The 15,762-nt window shown below is 71.6% G+C and carries 15 protein-coding genes; 8 read left to right on the top strand and 7 right to left on the bottom strand.

Annotated features, from left to right (window positions below; all coding sequences use genetic code 11):
* Positions 1-40: 40 nt before the first annotated feature.
* The gene (locus tag MYF83_RS21430) at positions 41-1,051 is read right to left on the bottom strand and encodes an S-adenosylmethionine:tRNA ribosyltransferase-isomerase (RefSeq protein WP_248962350.1); all 1,011 of its coding nucleotides are present in this window, start codon (positions 1,049-1,051) and stop codon (positions 41-43) included.
* Complete coding sequence (locus MYF83_RS21425; RefSeq protein WP_248962349.1) at positions 1,048-1,758, bottom strand: SDR family oxidoreductase; 711 nt, start codon at positions 1,756-1,758, stop codon at positions 1,048-1,050. The genes MYF83_RS21430 and MYF83_RS21425 overlap by 4 nt, the downstream gene beginning before the upstream one ends.
* A gap of 386 nt (positions 1,759-2,144) precedes the next feature.
* Between MYF83_RS21425 and MYF83_RS21420 the strand changes: the two genes are divergently transcribed.
* Positions 2,145-3,365, top strand: coding sequence for a GAF domain-containing sensor histidine kinase (locus MYF83_RS21420; protein WP_248962347.1), 1,221 nt, complete (start codon positions 2,145-2,147; stop codon positions 3,363-3,365).
* A 106-nt stretch (positions 3,366-3,471) separates the two neighbouring features.
* A complete protein-coding gene (locus MYF83_RS21415; protein ID WP_248962345.1) occupies positions 3,472-4,110 on the top strand; it encodes a response regulator in 639 nt (212 codons plus the stop codon).
* Positions 4,111-4,240: 130 nt separating this feature from the next.
* Here MYF83_RS21415 and MYF83_RS21410 read toward each other — a convergent pair whose 3' ends face one another.
* Complete coding sequence (locus MYF83_RS21410) at positions 4,241-4,987, bottom strand: Rv1486c family protein (RefSeq protein ID WP_248962343.1); 747 nt, start codon at positions 4,985-4,987, stop codon at positions 4,241-4,243.
* A gap of 133 nt (positions 4,988-5,120) precedes the next feature.
* Between MYF83_RS21410 and MYF83_RS21405 the strand changes: the two genes are divergently transcribed.
* The 4 genes from MYF83_RS21405 to MYF83_RS21390 all read left to right on the top strand — a co-directional run bounded on the left by MYF83_RS21405 (position 5,121) and on the right by MYF83_RS21390 (position 8,219).
* Positions 5,121-5,915, top strand: coding sequence for an ABC transporter ATP-binding protein (locus tag MYF83_RS21405; protein WP_248962337.1), 795 nt, complete (start codon positions 5,121-5,123; stop codon positions 5,913-5,915).
* A 132-nt stretch (positions 5,916-6,047) separates the two neighbouring features.
* The gene (locus MYF83_RS21400; protein ID WP_248962336.1) at positions 6,048-7,103 is read left to right on the top strand and encodes an SPFH domain-containing protein; all 1,056 of its coding nucleotides are present in this window, start codon (positions 6,048-6,050) and stop codon (positions 7,101-7,103) included.
* A 102-nt stretch (positions 7,104-7,205) separates the two neighbouring features.
* Positions 7,206-7,961: a sulfite exporter TauE/SafE family protein gene (locus MYF83_RS21395; RefSeq protein WP_248962335.1), complete on the top strand. Its 756-nt coding sequence runs from the start codon at positions 7,206-7,208 to the stop codon at positions 7,959-7,961.
* 12 nt (positions 7,962-7,973) lie between these two features.
* Positions 7,974-8,219, top strand: a complete 246-nt coding sequence (locus MYF83_RS21390; RefSeq protein ID WP_248962333.1) for a DUF8836 family protein — start codon at positions 7,974-7,976, stop codon at positions 8,217-8,219.
* Positions 8,220-8,232: 13 nt separating this feature from the next.
* On the opposite strand, the gene MYF83_RS21385 is transcribed toward MYF83_RS21390, so the two are convergent.
* The 4 genes from MYF83_RS21385 to MYF83_RS21370 all read right to left on the bottom strand — a co-directional run bounded on the left by MYF83_RS21385 (position 8,233) and on the right by MYF83_RS21370 (position 12,648).
* Entirely contained in the window at positions 8,233-9,174 is a 942-nt protein-coding gene (locus MYF83_RS21385; RefSeq protein WP_248962331.1) for a Rieske (2Fe-2S) protein, read from the bottom strand.
* A gap of 63 nt (positions 9,175-9,237) precedes the next feature.
* Positions 9,238-9,849 carry an HD domain-containing protein gene (locus MYF83_RS21380; RefSeq protein WP_248962310.1) on the bottom strand — a complete coding sequence of 204 codons (612 nt, stop codon included), beginning with the start codon at positions 9,847-9,849 and terminating at the stop codon, positions 9,238-9,240.
* A 63-nt stretch (positions 9,850-9,912) separates the two neighbouring features.
* A complete protein-coding gene (locus tag MYF83_RS21375; protein WP_248962309.1) occupies positions 9,913-12,117 on the bottom strand; it encodes a molybdopterin-dependent oxidoreductase in 2,205 nt (734 codons plus the stop codon).
* A 114-nt stretch (positions 12,118-12,231) separates the two neighbouring features.
* Positions 12,232-12,648: a Fur family transcriptional regulator gene (locus MYF83_RS21370; protein ID WP_308201482.1), complete on the bottom strand. Its 417-nt coding sequence runs from the start codon at positions 12,646-12,648 to the stop codon at positions 12,232-12,234.
* Between the two features lie 209 nt (positions 12,649-12,857).
* On the opposite strand from MYF83_RS21370, the gene MYF83_RS21365 reads away from it, so the two are divergent.
* Both MYF83_RS21365 and MYF83_RS21360 read left to right on the top strand, forming a co-directional pair.
* Positions 12,858-13,928, top strand: a complete 1,071-nt coding sequence (locus tag MYF83_RS21365) for a CapA family protein (RefSeq protein ID WP_372500210.1) — start codon at positions 12,858-12,860, stop codon at positions 13,926-13,928.
* Between the two features lie 74 nt (positions 13,929-14,002).
* Positions 14,003-15,742 (top strand): SDR family oxidoreductase, encoded by a 1,740-nt coding sequence (locus MYF83_RS21360; protein WP_248962304.1) that lies wholly within the window; start codon positions 14,003-14,005, stop codon positions 15,740-15,742.
* Positions 15,743-15,762 lie beyond the last annotated feature (20 nt).

The raw sequence follows: 15,762 nt of genomic DNA, 5'->3' as shown, positions 1-15,762 counted from the left end.
GATCCAGCATCGAGCAGTCGACTTGGAACGTCCTTGTATGTCACTTTACGTGGATTTGATCCGGCATGATCATGTGAAGGTCGCCGAACTCGTGCCACAGATAGCCCTCGCGCAGCGCCTCCTCGTAGGACCGGGAGAGCAGGTCCTCACCCGCGATCGCGGACAGCATCATCAGGTGGCTGGAACGGGGCTCGTGCAGGCCGGTGATCAGCCCATCGACGGCGCGCACGCCTCCCGTCGGGGTGACGATGTGCGAGGTCCATCCTTCCGCGGCCCGCACCGTGCCCTCGTGGTCGGCCGCCGTCTCCAGCGCCCGCACGACCGTCGTGCCCACCGCGATGACGCGGCCCTCGGCCTGGTTCACCAGGCGGGCCGTCAGGCCGGGGACGGCGAAACGCTCCGGGTAGGGCGGCTCGTCCTTCTCCGGGGAGGCGACACCGGTGTGCAAGGTGATCGGGGCGATGACGATGCCCCGGCTGACCAGCGCGGTGACCAGGGCATGGCTGAACGGCCGCCCGGCGCTCGGCATCTCCGCGCTCCCGGGCCGCACGGCGAAGACGGTCTGGTAGTCCGACAGCGGCCACTCGCGCTCGACGTAGGAGTAGCGGATCGGCGTCCCGTACTCCCGCAGGTAGCCCGGGACGTCGCGGTCGAGGGTCGCCCGCCACAGCCGGGGCGTCTCGCGCTCCAGCAGGCGCAGGGTGGCGCCTCCGGGAAGCGGCAGCCACTCGCCGGGCTCGCCTCCCGCGTACGGCCCCGTCCTGCCCGGCCCGCGGCGGCGCAACTCCACCAGCCACGAGCCGTCGTCGCGCTCGGTGGAGAAGTGGACGGCGAGCCGGTCCAGGGACACGGCCGCGGGCAGCGTCGCCGAGTCGTTGACCACCAGCACGTCGCCCGGAAGCAGGAGGCCCGGCAGGTCGGTGAAGGTGTGGTGGGTGACCGAGCCCGAATCCTTGCCGCTCACCATGAGGCGTACGGCGTCGCGTGCCAGGCCACGTGCCTCGGGTGGTTCGTGCGCCTCGCGCACGCGGGGGAGGTCGAAGGTGATCACCGGATCACCCGGCCGCTGCCGGGGCGCCGCTTCACCAGGTCGACCAGGAACGGTGCCACGGTGGCCGGATCGGCCGCGGCGGCGGCGCCCTCCTCGCCGACGGCGTCCGCCAGCATGCGGGTGCGCATCTCACCGGGATCCACCCACCAGACGGCGATGTCCGGCTCTTCGACCGCGAGCACGCTGGAGAGCTGGTCGAGCGCCGCCTTGGTCAGGCCGTAGCCGCCCCAGCCCTCGTAGGCGCCGACCGCCGCGTCCGACGAGACGTTGATCACGGCGCCCCTGCGCTCGCGCAGCCCGCGCAGCGTGGCCTGGATCAGCGCCAGCGGCGCGACCACGTTGCTCGCCAGGGCGTCCGAGAGCGCGTCCAGCGGGTAGGCCGCGAGCGGCGGGAGCGGGACGGCCCCGAGCGTGCTGGCGTTGTTGACCAGCAGGTCGAGGCCGCCCAGCTCGTGCGCGGCCTCGGCCAGCCGCGCGCGGTGCTCCGGGTCGCGGATGTCGCCGGCCAGCGCCGTGGCGCCCGTCTCCCGCGCGGCCGCCGCGAGGTCGGCGGCGCCCCGGGCGGTGATGATCAGGCGCCAGCCCTCGGCGGCGAGGGCCCGGGCCAGCGCGAGCCCGAGGCCCCGCGACGCTCCGGTGATGAGGGCCGCAGGTGCGGATCCCGGGTCCGTCCGCGGGTGTGTCGTGGATCCCGTGTCTTCTGTCATGGCCCCGACGCTAGGAGCGCGGCCCGGGCCGGGCATCGGGCCTCGGACCGGTCTCCGTACGGGCTCATGGGCCTAGGACCATCGGCCGAACCGCGCCGGTCGCCGGCGCGCTTCCCCAAGATCCGCAGAAAGCCCTGTCGCCCTTCAGAGCGGGTCCCCGAAGGGGGTGGCCCGCCGAAGGCGGGACAGACCACGCGCGAGGCGCGTAAGCTTTTGGTGTCCGAAAGGATCTACCGCCGGGCTGGCGGGATGTGATGCCTGTGGAGACCTTGTAAGACCGGGTGAGGCAACTCCGATCCCGGCAGTCGTCCGCGAAGCAGGAAGGTCCTTGCCGCCAGGTGGGGAATCTCCGGCCTTCAGGCCGGAGAGGAGGTCAAAGTGTGGGCGTGACGACCGAACAGGTCCCCCAGGACGATGCCGCAGGTGGCGGCGGGCGGCGAGCGGCGGGCGGCGCCGTCGCAGGGGGCGGCCGGAGTCATGTGGACCCGGCCATCGACCGCGACGCCGTGCTGCACGCGGTCAGCTCGGCCGTGCTCGCCGTCACCCGGCACCTCTCGGTCCGCGAGGTGCTCCAGGTGATCGTGCGCTCGGCCCGGACGCTGCTCGACGCCCGCTACGCCGCGCTCGGCGTGCCCGACGACGACGGCTCGTTCGCCGAGTTCGTCGCCGAGGGGGTCAGCGACAAGCAGTGGGAGGCCATCGGCCCGCTCCCGCGCCAGCACGGCATGCTGGCCGCGATGCTCAAGGACGCCTCCCCGGTGCGCCTGCCGGACATCCGCGAGGACCCGCGGTTCGAGTGGTGGCCGAGCGCCCATCCGGTGCTCAAGGACTTCATCGGGGTGCCGATCCGTGACCCCGACCAGGTGCTCGGCATCATCTTCCTGTCCAACAAGCGCTCACCGGGCGGGTTCACCGAGCAGGACCAGGAGTTGCTCACGCTCTTCGCCGCGCACGCGGCGATCGCGATCACCAACGCCCGGCTGTACGAGCGGAGTCGCGAGCTGACGCTCGTCGAGGAGCGCAACCGCATGGCACACGAGCTGCACGACGCCGTGACCCAGAAGCTCTTCTCGCTGCGGCTCACGGCCCAGGCGGCGTCCTCCTTGGTCGCGACCGATCCGGGACGGGCCATGGCCGAGATGGACCGGGTCCAGCGGCTGGCGGGGGAGGCGCTCTCCGAGCTCAGGGCCGTGATCGTCGAGCTGCGCCCGGCGGAGCTCGAGCGGCACGGGCTGGCCGAGACGCTCCGCAAGCACGTGGCCGTGCTGGACCGCCTGTACCCGGTGGCGATCTCGTTCGCGTCGTCCCCGCTCTGCGATCTGCGGCCCGAGGTCGAGGTCACCGTGCTGCGCGTGGCCCAGGAGGCCATCCACAACGCGCTCAGGCACGCAAAAGCCTCATCCGTTCAGGTAAGGGTGGAAATCGCTGGATCATGCCTCACGTTGGACGTCAGGGACGACGGGCAGGGTTTCCAGGTCGAGGCGCCCTCCCCCCGCGGGCTGGGGCTGCTCTCGATGAGAGAGCGCGCCGAGGCGGCCGGCGGGTCACTGCTGCTGCGATCCGCACCCGGCGCCGGGACGACCGTCCGGCTGGAGGTCCCGGTATGAGCCGCACGGCGAACGGGTGCGCCGCGCGGGGACCCAAGATGACCCGACCCGCAGTGAGACGGCCGCTGAGGCGTACGGTGACCCGGGCCGTCGCGGGAGGACCGGCATGATCCGGGTGCTGATCGCCGACGATCACCCCATCGTGCGGCAGGGCCTGCGCACCTTCCTCGACCTGCAAGGCGACCTGGAGGTCGTGGGGGAGGCGGCGGACGGCGCCGAGGCCGTGGCCCTGGTCGGGGCACTCTCCCCCGACGTGCTGCTGCTCGATCTGAAGATGCCGGTGCTCGACGGGCTCGGAGCCCTGCGCGAGCTGTCCGGGCAGGGCCTGCGGATGCGGGTGATCGTGCTCACCTCGGTGAGCGATCGGGACGACGTGGCGCCCGCGATGCGGGCGGGGGCGTCCGGCTTCCTCTACAAGGACGTGGACCCCGCCGCGCTCGTACAGGCCGTCCGCTCGGTGCACGGCGGCCAGATCCTGCTGGCGCCCGAGGCGGCCGAGGCCATGCTGTCCGGGCCGTCGTCCTCCGACCAGGCGGCGGTGCCCGCGCCGTTCGCCGTGCTGACCGACCGCGAACGGGAGGTGCTCGCGCTGATCGCCTCGGGAAGGTCCAACAGGGAGATCGCCAGGCACCTCGTCGTGGCGGAGAAGACCGTCAAGACGCACGTCTCCAACGTGCTCATGAAGCTCGGCGTCCAGGATCGCACCCAGGCGGCGCTGTACGCCGTACGCCACGGCCTCGCCTAGGACCGTCCGCCGGGCCGCCCGCCGCATGCCGGCGCCGGCATCGCCGTACCAACTTCTCGCCGCCGCGGCGCCTGTGCCGGGCACCACACGGGGCGGGGTGCGGGGCCGTTCGGTGGGGGGGGTGTCGGTGTCAGGGTCTGGCTTGGGCGTCTCGGGTGTGGTGGGCCTCGACGATCGCGTTGTGGGCCGCCACGCGGGCGCGCCGTACCGCGCGGTCGAGGTCGCGCAGGGCCTGGTTGCGCACGGAGACCTGACCGGAGGTGAGCCCTCGCTCGTCGGCGACGCGCAGCACCGAGGCGAGCCGCGCCGTGAGGGCGGCCACCCGGTGGGCGCGGGCGGGGTAGCCGGGGGCCAGGCCGTCGTCGGCCGTCCTGATCGAGGGCTGTCCCGTGCCGGGGCCCTCGACCGTCAGCAGCGCGTCGGTGGCCGAGCGCATGGCCGTGGTGAGCGCGTGTTCGGCGTCGGCGAGGCCGGGGACGTCCGGCGGCGTGGCGTCGGCCTCCATCACGGTCCAGCGGATGCCGGAATAGGACGATCCGCGGCGGTCGGGCGACGGCACGAGGCCGAGGCACCTGCCAGGGAAGACCGCGGTGGCGGCCTGCCCGGCGTCGACGGCCGCCATGGTGAACGGGGGAGGCCCGGTCAGGCCGAGCGGATCGCCGGCCGCCGGCAGGGAAAGGCGCAGGGCGCTGATGCCCTCGACGCGCAGGTCGGCGAGGAATCCGCGCAGGGGAACCTCGGTCACCTCGCTCGAGACGACCTGTGGTCCCGCCACGCGCTCCAGCCGGTCGACAGCCTCATCTAGGCCGACATGTCCGGCAAGCCAAGCGTTGCCCCATGCGACCAAGGTGGCGGAGATCGGTGAATCGGGGTGCACCGAACCACGATATGCGCTGATGCTGCAATAGGTTTGGTCCGGAGGAACACTGGGCGAGGTGACTTGCCGGGTGAAGCCGGGGCGGTTCCGACGAACGGGGCGATCCGGACGATCATGTCAGGAGGGATTCGGGATGGGTGGTCAGGTGCTTCGGCTCCAGGACGTCGCCGTCCGCAGAGATGGCGCGGCCCTGCTGCGGGGCATCGACTGGACCGTGGAAGAGGACGAGCGCTGGGTCGTCATCGGCCCCAACGGCGCGGGGAAGACGACGTTGCTGCAGGTGGCGGCGGCTCTTCTGTATCCGAGCGAGGGCTCTGTGGAGATCCTCGGCGAGCGGCTCGGCCAGACCGACGTCTTCGACCTGCGTCCACGCATCGGCTTGGCCAGCGCGGCGCTCGCCGAGCGGGTGCCGCCGGAGGAGAAGGTCATCGACCTTGTGCTCACCGCGTCCTACGCCATACTCGGCCGGTGGAACGAGGAGTACGACTCCGGTGACGTGACCCGCGCGGTGGAGCTCATCGACCAGCTCGGCTGCGCTCACTTGATCAGGCGGAAGTTCGGCACGCTCTCGGAGGGCGAGCGCAAGCGCGTGCAGATCGCGCGGGCGCTCATGCCGGACCCCGAGCTCCTGCTGCTGGACGAGCCCGCCGCCGGCCTCGACCTCGGCGGCAGGGAAGACCTGGTGCGCCGCCTGTCGGCGCTGGCGTACGACGCGACGGCCCCGACCATGGTGCTGGTCACCCACCACGTCGAGGAGGTGCCGAGCGGGTTCACCCACGTGCTGCTGCTCCGGCACGGCTCGGTGGTGGCCCAGGGCCCGATCGAGTACGTCATGACCGCGGACAACCTCTCCCGCACGTTCGGCGTTCCGCTGAGCCTGGAGCGCAGCGCGGACGGCCGCTGGTACGCCCGCGCGCTCCCCGGATGATCGTGAATTGGGCGACGCCACGGGCGATTTGTGATTGATACCGATCGCCCGCGTGGTTAACGAACGCGTAAAGCGAAAACCAAATATCATTCCGGCCGGGGCTCATCGGTTTCGTCGGGTCGGAGTTGACTCATGACACAGCTTGTCGTCGCCATGATCGTGGTGGCCATCGCTGGTTTCGCGTTATACCGGACCATTCGCATCGTGCCGCAGGCCCAGGCCTTCATCATCGAGCGGCTTGGGCGCTACCACCGCACCCTGACCCCCGGGCTGAACATCGTCGTGCCGTTCATCGACGGGGTGAAGACGATGGTCGACCTGCGGGAACAGGTCGTCTCCTTCCCTCCGCAGCCGGTGATCACATCCGACAACCTCGTCGTGTCGATCGACACGGTGATCTACTTCCAGGTGACCGACCCCAAGGCCGCGACCTACGAGATCGCCAACTTCCTCACCGGCGTCGAGCAGCTGACCGTCACCACCCTGCGCAACGTCGTAGGCGGCATGGATCTCGAGCGCACGCTGACCTCCCGCGAGGAGATCAACTCCGAGCTTCGCGGGGTGCTCGACGAGGCCACCGGCAAGTGGGGAATCCGGGTCAACCGCGTCGAGCTGAAGGCCATCGACCCGCCCGCCTCCATCCAGGACTCGATGGAAAAGCAGATGCGCGCCGACCGCGACAAGCGCGCCTCCATCCTGTCGGCCGAGGGGCAGAAGCAGTCCGCGATCCTGACGGCGGAGGGCGAGCGCCAGGCCGCCGTCCTGAAGGCCCGCGGTGAGGCGGAGGCCGCCGTGCTGCGCGCCCAGGCCGACGCGGAGGCCCAGGCCATGCGGGCCAAAGGCCAGGCGGACGCGATCTTGATGGTGTTCCGCGCCATCCACGAGGGCAACCCCGACCAGCGGCTGCTCGCCTACCAGTACCTCCAGACGCTTCCCGAGATCGCCAAGGGCGACGCCAACAAGCTCTGGATCGTGCCGTCCGAGATGGGCAGGGCGCTGGAGAGCCTGGGCGGCCTGTTCACCCAGGCCAAGGACGCCCCGCCCGCCCAGGCCGCGCCCCAGCCTGCCCAGGTGCCGGCCCCACCGGTCCAGACGGCGACCCCACCCGCCGAACCGCACCGGCCCGCGGAACCGCACCGGCCCCCTGAGCCGTACCGGCCGGCCGAGCCGACGCAGCCGACGTACTGAGCCCACCGGCGCACACCCCCGGGGGGCGGGCGATGAGCCCCTTGCGCCCGGTGGGTACGGTGGCCGCCTAACATCGGGCGGAGCCGTACGAAAGGTTGGGTCTTGACACCGTGGGAGGCGGTCGCGGTCCTCGCGGCCGGGGTGGCCGCAGGAGGCATCAACGCCGTCGTCGGCTCGGGTTCGCTGATCACCTTTCCGACGTTGCTGGCACTGGGATACCCGCCGATCGTCGCGAACGTGTCCAACAACGTCGGGCTGGTCGCGGGCGGCGTGGCCGGCGTGCTGGGTTACCGCGCCGAGCTCAGCGGCCAGCGCGCGCGGTTGATGCGGCTCGGCATCGGTTCGGTGCTCGGCTCCCTCGTGGGCGGCCTGCTGCTGCTCTGGCTGCCCGCCGAGGCCTTCCAGGTGATCGTCCCCGTGCTGATCGCGCTCGCCTGCGTGATGGTCGTCGCCCAGCCCAAGGTGAACGCCTGGCTGTCCGCGCGGCAGAGCGTTCCGCACCCGCACGGCGGACCGTGGCTGTGGCTGGGCGTGTGCGCCGCCGGGGTCTATGGCGGCTACTTCGGCGCCGCGCAGGGCGTGGTGCTGATCGGGCTGCTCGGCATCTTTTTCGACGACCACCTGCAGCGGATCAACGCGGCGAAGAACATGCTGTCGCTCCTGGTCAACTCCACGGCGGCCGTCCTGTTCGCGCTGATCGCGCCGGTCGACTGGTGGGTCGTGCTGCTGATCTCGGTGGGCTCCATGGCGGGCGGCTTCCTCGGCGCGCGGGTCGGCCGCCGGCTGCCGGCCCGGGTGCTGCGCGGCCTGGTCGTATGCGTCGGAATCGTGGCGATTATCAAACTGGTGTACGGGTAATCGCCTGGATAAGTGGGTATTTACCAGGGCATGAAGGGTGACCGGGTCGAGATCGTCATAGACGCAGGCGGCACTCCCCGCACGTACGAGGTCGTGGCGACGAAGGCCGGCCGCCGCGTCGACGTCGCGACCCGCAGAGGGCTCGTCGAGGTCAGCGAGGTGACCAGGACCGGCACCCCGGTGCGCACCGCGCGTTTCATGGCGAGCCGCATCCTGGCCCTCGTGGAGTACCCGGCCGCCGACCAGGCGGAGGACTGACCTCTCGCCGGCGTCAGGCCTGGCGCGGCCGCACCTGGACGACCCCGTCGCCGCGGACGTTGACCTCGAACGCGGGCTGCGGCGCGGTCGCCGGGCCGTGGACCACCGCCCCGTCGTCCAGGCGGAACGTGCTGCCGTGCCAGGGGCACACGACGCAGGCCTCGTCGTCCTCCAGGACGAGCCGTCCCTGGTGCAGCGGCCCGGCCAGGTGCGAGCAGCGGTCGGCGAGGACCTTCACGTGCGTCCCGTGGCGCAGGACGAACAGGTGGATGTAGCCGAGGCGGCGGGACACCGGACGGCCGTCGGGCAGGTCCCACAGCCGGCACAGGTCGTGCCAGCCGAGCGGCACCAGGTGGGTGGTCGGCTCGGCGTGCGTCGGCCCGGCAGCCATGCGGTAGGCGAGATGCCCGCCGAGGTACCCGCCCACGCTCGCCGCGCCCAGGCCGGCGAACGCGAGCGCCCGCCCGGCGCGGTGCCTGCCGGACAGCCGGAGCATGAGGGAGCCGGAGTACAGCCCGAGCGCCGTCAGGTTGACCAGCGCGTGGACGAACCCGACGCGCTGCTGCTCAAGGTGCAGCACCGACCAGTCGGTCATCCCGGCGGCGGCGGTCGGGATGGCCATGGCGATGCCGGTGGCGAGCACGGCCTGCGAGGCGCGGGGGTCGACGTCGATGGCGTCCAGCACCGCCGTGGCCGTCCAGCAGCCGAGGCTCACGGTCGCCAGCGGGGGATGGAGAGGATGGCCGGTCGGCACGCCGTGCAGCAGGTCCCTGAGCGGGCTGCCGAGCGGCAGCCTGCGGCGGATGGTCTTCGCCAGCGGGAGGACGACGCGGTCGATGGTCCGTATGTGCTCGATGCGATCGGTGAGCCCCACCGGCAGCGACATGCGTCCAAGGCCCAGGGACTGCCGGAGCGTGCGACGTCGCGAGTTGATGGACTTCGAAGTTTCCTCCACTTTCGCCCCCTCTCGCCCTAAGGGACCTACCCCCCAGAGCCATGGAGAACACCGCGAAGGCGGCTACGCGCGGCTCCGAGCCAGGTGGCCGCGGGCCACCGACAGCTCGATGATCTCGGTGGCATAGTCGCCCAGAGCCGGCGAACCCTCCCGGATGATCTCGACTTTCTCCATCACCTGATCGGCCGTGACCCCGTGGCGCACCCAGCTGCCGCCCTCGTTGTGGTGGTTGGCCATCATGGGGGCGAGCCGGTCGAGCGCCTTGGCGAACCTGGCCTCGGGCGTCTTGCGCGCCTCGAACTCCTCCCACAGGGCGCGCAGGGCGAGGGTCTGGTCCTCGGGGAGCAGCCCGAAGATGCGGTCGGCCGCGGCCCGCTCGGCCTTCTCCTGCACCTCGACCGCCGTCAGGTCGTAGATGAAGGTGTCGCCCGCGTCGATCTCGACGATGTCGTGCACGAGGAGCATGGCCGTGACACGGTCGAGGTCGGTGCCGGGCGGCGCGTGCTCGCCGAGGACCATGGCCAGCATGCCGAGGTACCACGAATGCTCGGCGTCGTTCTCCCTGCGAGAGCCGTCCATCAACATGTTGCGGCGGAGTACCCGCTTCAATTTGTCGATTTCCACGGCGAAACCGACCTGGGCCAGCAGACGTTCCTTATCGGGCACGGTGGTCACGCCGCACAGCCTATTACCACGAGCGCCCCGATTCCGCCCAGGCCCGTGCGGCGCGGCGTCCGCTCAGGCGGGGGACAACGTGACGGGCACGCCGTTGAACACCGCGTTCCCCGAGAGCGGGTCGATGATCGACTCGTCGGTCAGCGTGTTGGCGCTCACCCCGGGATGCTTGGCCGCGACGAGTTGCGAGGTGCCCGCGTGACCCCAGCCGTGCGGCAGGCTCACCACCCCCCGCATGATCGTGTCGGTCGGTTCGAGCCGTACGGTCAGCTCGCCCGCCGCCGACCGGACCACCGCCTGCTCGGCGAGCCCCAGTTCGGCGGCGTCCTCGGGGTTGATCTGGAGGGTGCAGCGGTTGCTGCCACCGACCAGGGGGGCCACGTTGTGCATCCAGCTGTTGTTGGAACGCAGGTGGCGCCGCCCGATGAGCACGAAACCCTCCGCCTGCCTGCCGAGCGCCTCGCGGAGCCGCGCGACGTCGGTGACGATCGCCTCGGGGGCCAGTTCGACGGCGCCGGAGGCCGTGGCGAGGTTGCCGGGGAGGCGGGGCCGGAGCGGGCCGAGGTCGATGCCGTGCGGGCTCCGCAGCAGCCGTGCCAGCGACAGGCCGTCCCCGCCTTCCCCGCCGTTCTCGTAGGGCTCACGCCCGCCCCAGTCGCCGTACGGGCCGAGGCGCAGCATCGCGTCCAGCCGCAGCTCGGCTCCGTTGCCTCCGGTGAGCATCGCGCGCAGCTCGGCCGGGTCGCGTCCCTCGACCGGCGAGCCGGGGGTGTCGGCGGCCTTGCGGAGCATCTGGTCGAGGATCATCTCGTCCAGCAGCGCCGGATCGGCGCCCGCGCCCTGGCCCGAGGCGATCATGGTGAGCCTGGCGAGGATCTCCGCCTCCAAGGGCCGTCCCGGCTCCAGGGGAAGCACCGGCGGGGAGTACCGCGTGTAGTCGCGCACCGCGAGGCCGAGAAGCGCGAAGTCGTAGTGCCCCGCCTGCATGACCCGGGGCGGCGGCAGGATGACGTGCGCGTGCCGCGTCGTCTCGTTGAGGTAGGGATCGACGCAGACCATGAAGTCCAGGGCGGCGAAGGCCCGGTCGAGCCGCGCGCCGTTGGGCGCGGACAGCACGGGGTTGCCCGCGACGGTGACCAGCGCCCTGATCGCGCCCTCGCCGGGCGTCTCGATCTCGTCGGCCAGCGTCGCCACCGGCAGCTCGCCGTTCGCCTCGGGAAGCTCGCGCACGCGGCTGTGCCAGCGCCCGGTGGCGTACGGCTTGCGCCGGCGCGGGCCCTCGGTCGCGGGGTGGGGGAACATCGCGCCCCCGGGCCGGTCGAGGTTGCCGGTCAGCACGTTGGCCACGTCGACCAGCCACTGGGCGAGCGTGCCGAACTCGACCGTGCAGGTGCCGATGCGCCCGTACACGGCGGCGGCGGGGGCGGCGGCCAGCTCGCGCGCCAGCCGGACGATCAGCTCGGACGGCACGCCGCACGCCGCGGCGCACGCCTCGGGGGTGAAGTCGGCGAGCGCAGCCTCCACCTCGGCGAGCCCGCGCACCGGGACACGGACGTCGGTGAGCTTCTCGGCGAACAGCGTGTGGACGATGCCCGCCAGCAGGAAGGCGTCGGTGCCCGGGCGGACGAAGACGTGCTCGTCGGCCAGCGCGGCGGTGCGCGTGCGGCGCGGGTCGACGACCACGAGCTTGCCGCCGCGCCGGCGCAGCGCCTTCAGCCGCCCGGGGAAGTCGGGCGCTGTGCACAGCGAGCCGTTGGACTCCAGCGGGTTGGCGCCGAGCATGAGCAGGTAGCCGGTGCGATCGAGATCGGGCACCGGGATCGTCAGCGGATGGCCGAACATCAGGCCGGCCGCCACGTGCTTGGGCATCTGGTCGGCGGTGCTCGCCGAGTAGACCTGCCGCGTGCCCATGGCGCGGATCAGCGGAGCCGCGTACAGCGCTCCCGCCATCGTGTGCGCGCTCGGGTTGCCCAGGTAGACGGCGCGCGCCGGGCCGGGCACGGCGGCCAGGCCGCGCTCGACGGCCTCGAACGCCTCCTGCCAGCTCGCCTCGCGCCACTCGCCGCCCTCGCGGATCAGCGGCCGGGTGAGCCGGTCGGGGTCCTCGTCGAGCCGGCCGAGGCTCGCGCCCTTCGGGCAGATGAAGCCCTTGCTGAACGGGTCGGCGTCGTCACCCCGGACTCCCGCCACCCGGCCGTCCTCGTCCAGTGTGATCGTGAGACCGCACACGGCCTCGCACAAGGGACAGGTTCGATGCGCCGTACGCACGTTGAGCCTCCTGAGTTCGGGGGACGAACTCATCTTTACCGCTCGCCGGCGTCACAGGGAAGGGATGGGACGAAACGGCCGTTGTTGACTCCCTATGACTGCTGGGTACGGGGGTCAGGCGCTCAGGGAGAGGCAATCGGGGCAGGTGCCCCAATAGATCACGTCGGCCTCGTCGACATGGAAGCCGGCGGCGTTCACGGGATCGAGGCATGGAGCCTCTCCGGTGGCGCAGTCGACGTCGGTGACGGCGCCGCACTTGCGGCAGACGAGGTGGTGATGGTTGTCGCCCACTCTCGCCTCGTAGCGCGCGGGGCTGCCCATGGGCTCGATCTTGTGGAGGATCCCGGCCCCGTACAGCGCGTGAAGTCCGTCGTAGATCGCCTGTAGGGACACGTGGCCGACTCGCTCTCGCACACCCTTGTGGATGGCGTCCACATCAAGGTGGTCGCCCTCCCGCACGGTGTGCAAGATCGCGATCCGGGCCGCGGTCACGCGAAGCCCGGCATCATGAAGCCGCTCGACATCCCCCACGACCTGCACATTAGGCGGTAAACCTGAATCATTCAAGTAAAGGAACCTCCCTGGTCTGGCGATTTTCGATCGTCCGGTGGTGGCAGTGTCCATATCTGGGTGGAAGATGGCATGCTCTTGGAGCGATGAGAACCCAGTCCGTTACCCCCGTCCTGCCCGGATTGCCGGAGATCTCCCCTGCCATTGCCCGCGCCCGGCGCGCCGCCGTGATGCTCCTCACAGCGTCGATCGCGGCCGTGCCGGTGATGGCGTGCTCGGCGGCGGAGTCGTCCTCCCCGGCAGGGAAGGGCGCCGGATCCGCCTCCGCCAAGCCCGACCAGGCGCCGGGCGAGGAGAACTCCGCATCCCAGCGCAAGCCGTTCACGATCTCCTTCGGCGGTGACGTGCACTTCGAAGGCGTGCTCAGGAACCGCCTCGCCACGCCGCTCACCGCCCTTGGCCCGATCTCCTCGGTGCTGCGGCGCGCCGACCTGTCGATGGTCAACCTCGAGACCGCCATCACCCAGGGCGGCACCCCCGCGCCCGGCAAGCAGTTCACCTTCCGGGCGCCCGCGACCGCGCTCACCGCCCTCAAGGCGGCGGGAGTGGACGTGGCGTCCATGGCCAACAACCACGGCATGGACTACATGGAGAGCGGGCTCCGCGACTCCCTGGCGGCGATCCGCCGGTCGAAGTTCCCCGTGGTCGGCATCGGGAAGAACGCCGCCGAGGCCTACAAGCCGTTCCGCAAGACCGTCAACGGCAACCGGGTGGCCATCATCGGCGCGACCCAGGTGCTGGACGAGCAGTTCATCCAGGCGTGGACGGCCACCGCCACCAAGGGCGGCCTCGCCTCGGCCAAGAACGAGCAGCGGCTCATCCAGGCCGTCCGCCAGGCGCGCAAGACGTCCGACACCGTCATCGTCCATCTCCACTGGGGCACCGAGCTGCAGAAGTGCCCGAATCCGGCGCAGCTGTCCCTGGCTCCGAAGCTGATCGCGGCCGGTGCCGACGTGATCGTGGGCGGCCACGCGCACATCCTGCTCGGCAGCGGATATCTGCGCGGGCGCTACGTCAACTACGGCATGGGCAACTTCGTCTTCTACAACTCCGGCCCGCAGACCGGCGCCACCGGCGTGCTCACGCTGACCATCAACGGCCGCAAGGTGCTGAAGGACCAGTGGACTCCGGCGCGCATCAACGGGGGCGTCCCGATCCCGCTCACCGGCGCCGCGAGGACGCAGGCGGTGGCGAGCTGGAAGTCCCTGCGGAGCTGCGCGGGGCTGCGCGCCCAGCCGTGACCTTCCTCCCGGCTCCCGGCCGCCCTATATTTGGACAGATTGTCCAATAGCCTTCCAGGGTATGGAGTGGGCGTATGCGGTTCATCGACGCGGGCGAGGCACGGCTGGCGCTGTACGAGCAGGGCGACGCGGCGAAGCCCGCGCTGGTGCTGCTCCACGGATACCCCGACACCCACCGCGTCTGGGACGAGGTCGCCGGCCTGCTGGAGCCCGGCTTCCGCGTGATCCGGTACGACACGAGGGGGGCGGGGCTCTCGTCGGCCCCGCGCGGCGTCCAGGCCTACGCTCTGGACCGCCTGGTGGACGACCTCCTGGCCGTGCTGGACGCCATCGGCGCGGACCAGGTGCACCTCGCCGGGCATGACTGGGGCTCCATCGTCGGCTGGGAGGCCGTGCGGCGGCACCCCGGGAGGTTCGCCTCCTTCACCTCCCTCGGCGGCCCCGGCCTCGACCAGTGGGTCCACTTCGTCAGGAACGCCGGCAGGCGAGAGGTCGCCGGGCAGGCGCTGCGCTCCTGGTACATGGCCGCGTTCCAGGCGCCGGCGCTGCCGGAGCTGGCCTGGCGCACGGTGATGCCGCGCATGCTCGCCCGCGCCATGCGCCTGTCGGAGGGCATCGAGCCGCGGGACGGACACCCGGCCGGCACGCTGTCCCAGGACGGGGTCAACGGCGTCAACCTCTACCGGGCCAACATGTTCACCGCGCGCGACGTCGCGCATGAGCCGTACGTCCAGGTGCCGGTGCAGCTCATCGAGGCCACGAAGGACGTGTTCGTCTCCGCGCACCTGCTCGCGTCCCTGCACCGGTGGGCGCCGCGCATGTGGCACCGGACGATCCCCGCCGGCCACTGGGCGCAGCGCGGGCGTCCCGGCACGGTCGCCCGCATGATCGGCGAGTTCGCCCGCCACATCGGGGACGGCGCCGCCCCCTCCCGCGAGCTCCGGCGCGCGCGGGTGGCCGGGGAGCCGCAGGACGGCGGGCCGGCCGGGGGCAAGGCGTACGCGGAGCACCTGGTGGTGGTGACCGGCGCGGGAAGCGGCATCGGCCGCGCCACCGCCCGGGCCTTCGCCGCCCACGGCGCCGAGGTGATCTGCGCGGACATCGACCTCGACGCCGCCCGCCGCACCGCCGAGGAGATCGCCGGGCACGGCCGTACCGCGCACGCCCGCCGGGTCGACGTCTCCGACGCGGAGGAGATGGAGCGGTTCGCCTCGGCCGTACGGGATGAGCACGGCACCCCGGACATCGTGGTCAACAACGCGGGCATCGCCGTCACCGGGCCCTTCCTCGACCACGAGGTGGCCGACTGGCAGCGCACCATCGACGTCAACCTGTGGGGCGTCATCCACGGGTGCAGGCTGTTCGGCCGGCAGATGGTCGAGCGCGGCGAGGGCGGGCACATCGTCAACATCGCCTCGCTCGCCGCCTTCGCCCCGTCCCGGCTGCTACCGGCCTACTCGACGTCCAAGGCGGCGGTGAAGATGCTCAGCGACTGCCTGCGGGCCGAGCTCGCAGGGGAGGGCATCGGCGTGAGCGCGATCTGCCCCGGGTTCGTCTCCACGGCGATCGCGAGCAACGCGACCTACCGAGGGGGAGACCGGGCGCTCAGCGAGCGGGCGCTGCGGCGGCGCGGATACCCGCCGGAGCGCGTCGCCGCCCACATCCTGCGCGCCGTCCACCACAAGACCGCCGTCGTCCCGGTGAACGCCGAAGGCAAGATCGGGTACGCGCTGTCGCGCATCTCGCCGGGATTGCTGCGGGGAATCGCCCGTTTTACAAATTCCGATATGGAACGTCTGGCCGGGAAGGAGTGACCGCCGGGCAAAGAAAAGGG

Origin of the sequence: Sphaerisporangium perillae (genome assembly GCF_023276435.1) — a bacterium.
GTDB classification, from domain to species: domain Bacteria; phylum Actinomycetota; class Actinomycetes; order Streptosporangiales; family Streptosporangiaceae; genus Sphaerisporangium; species Sphaerisporangium perillae.
This window is presented reverse-complemented; position numbering and strand designations above follow the sequence as displayed.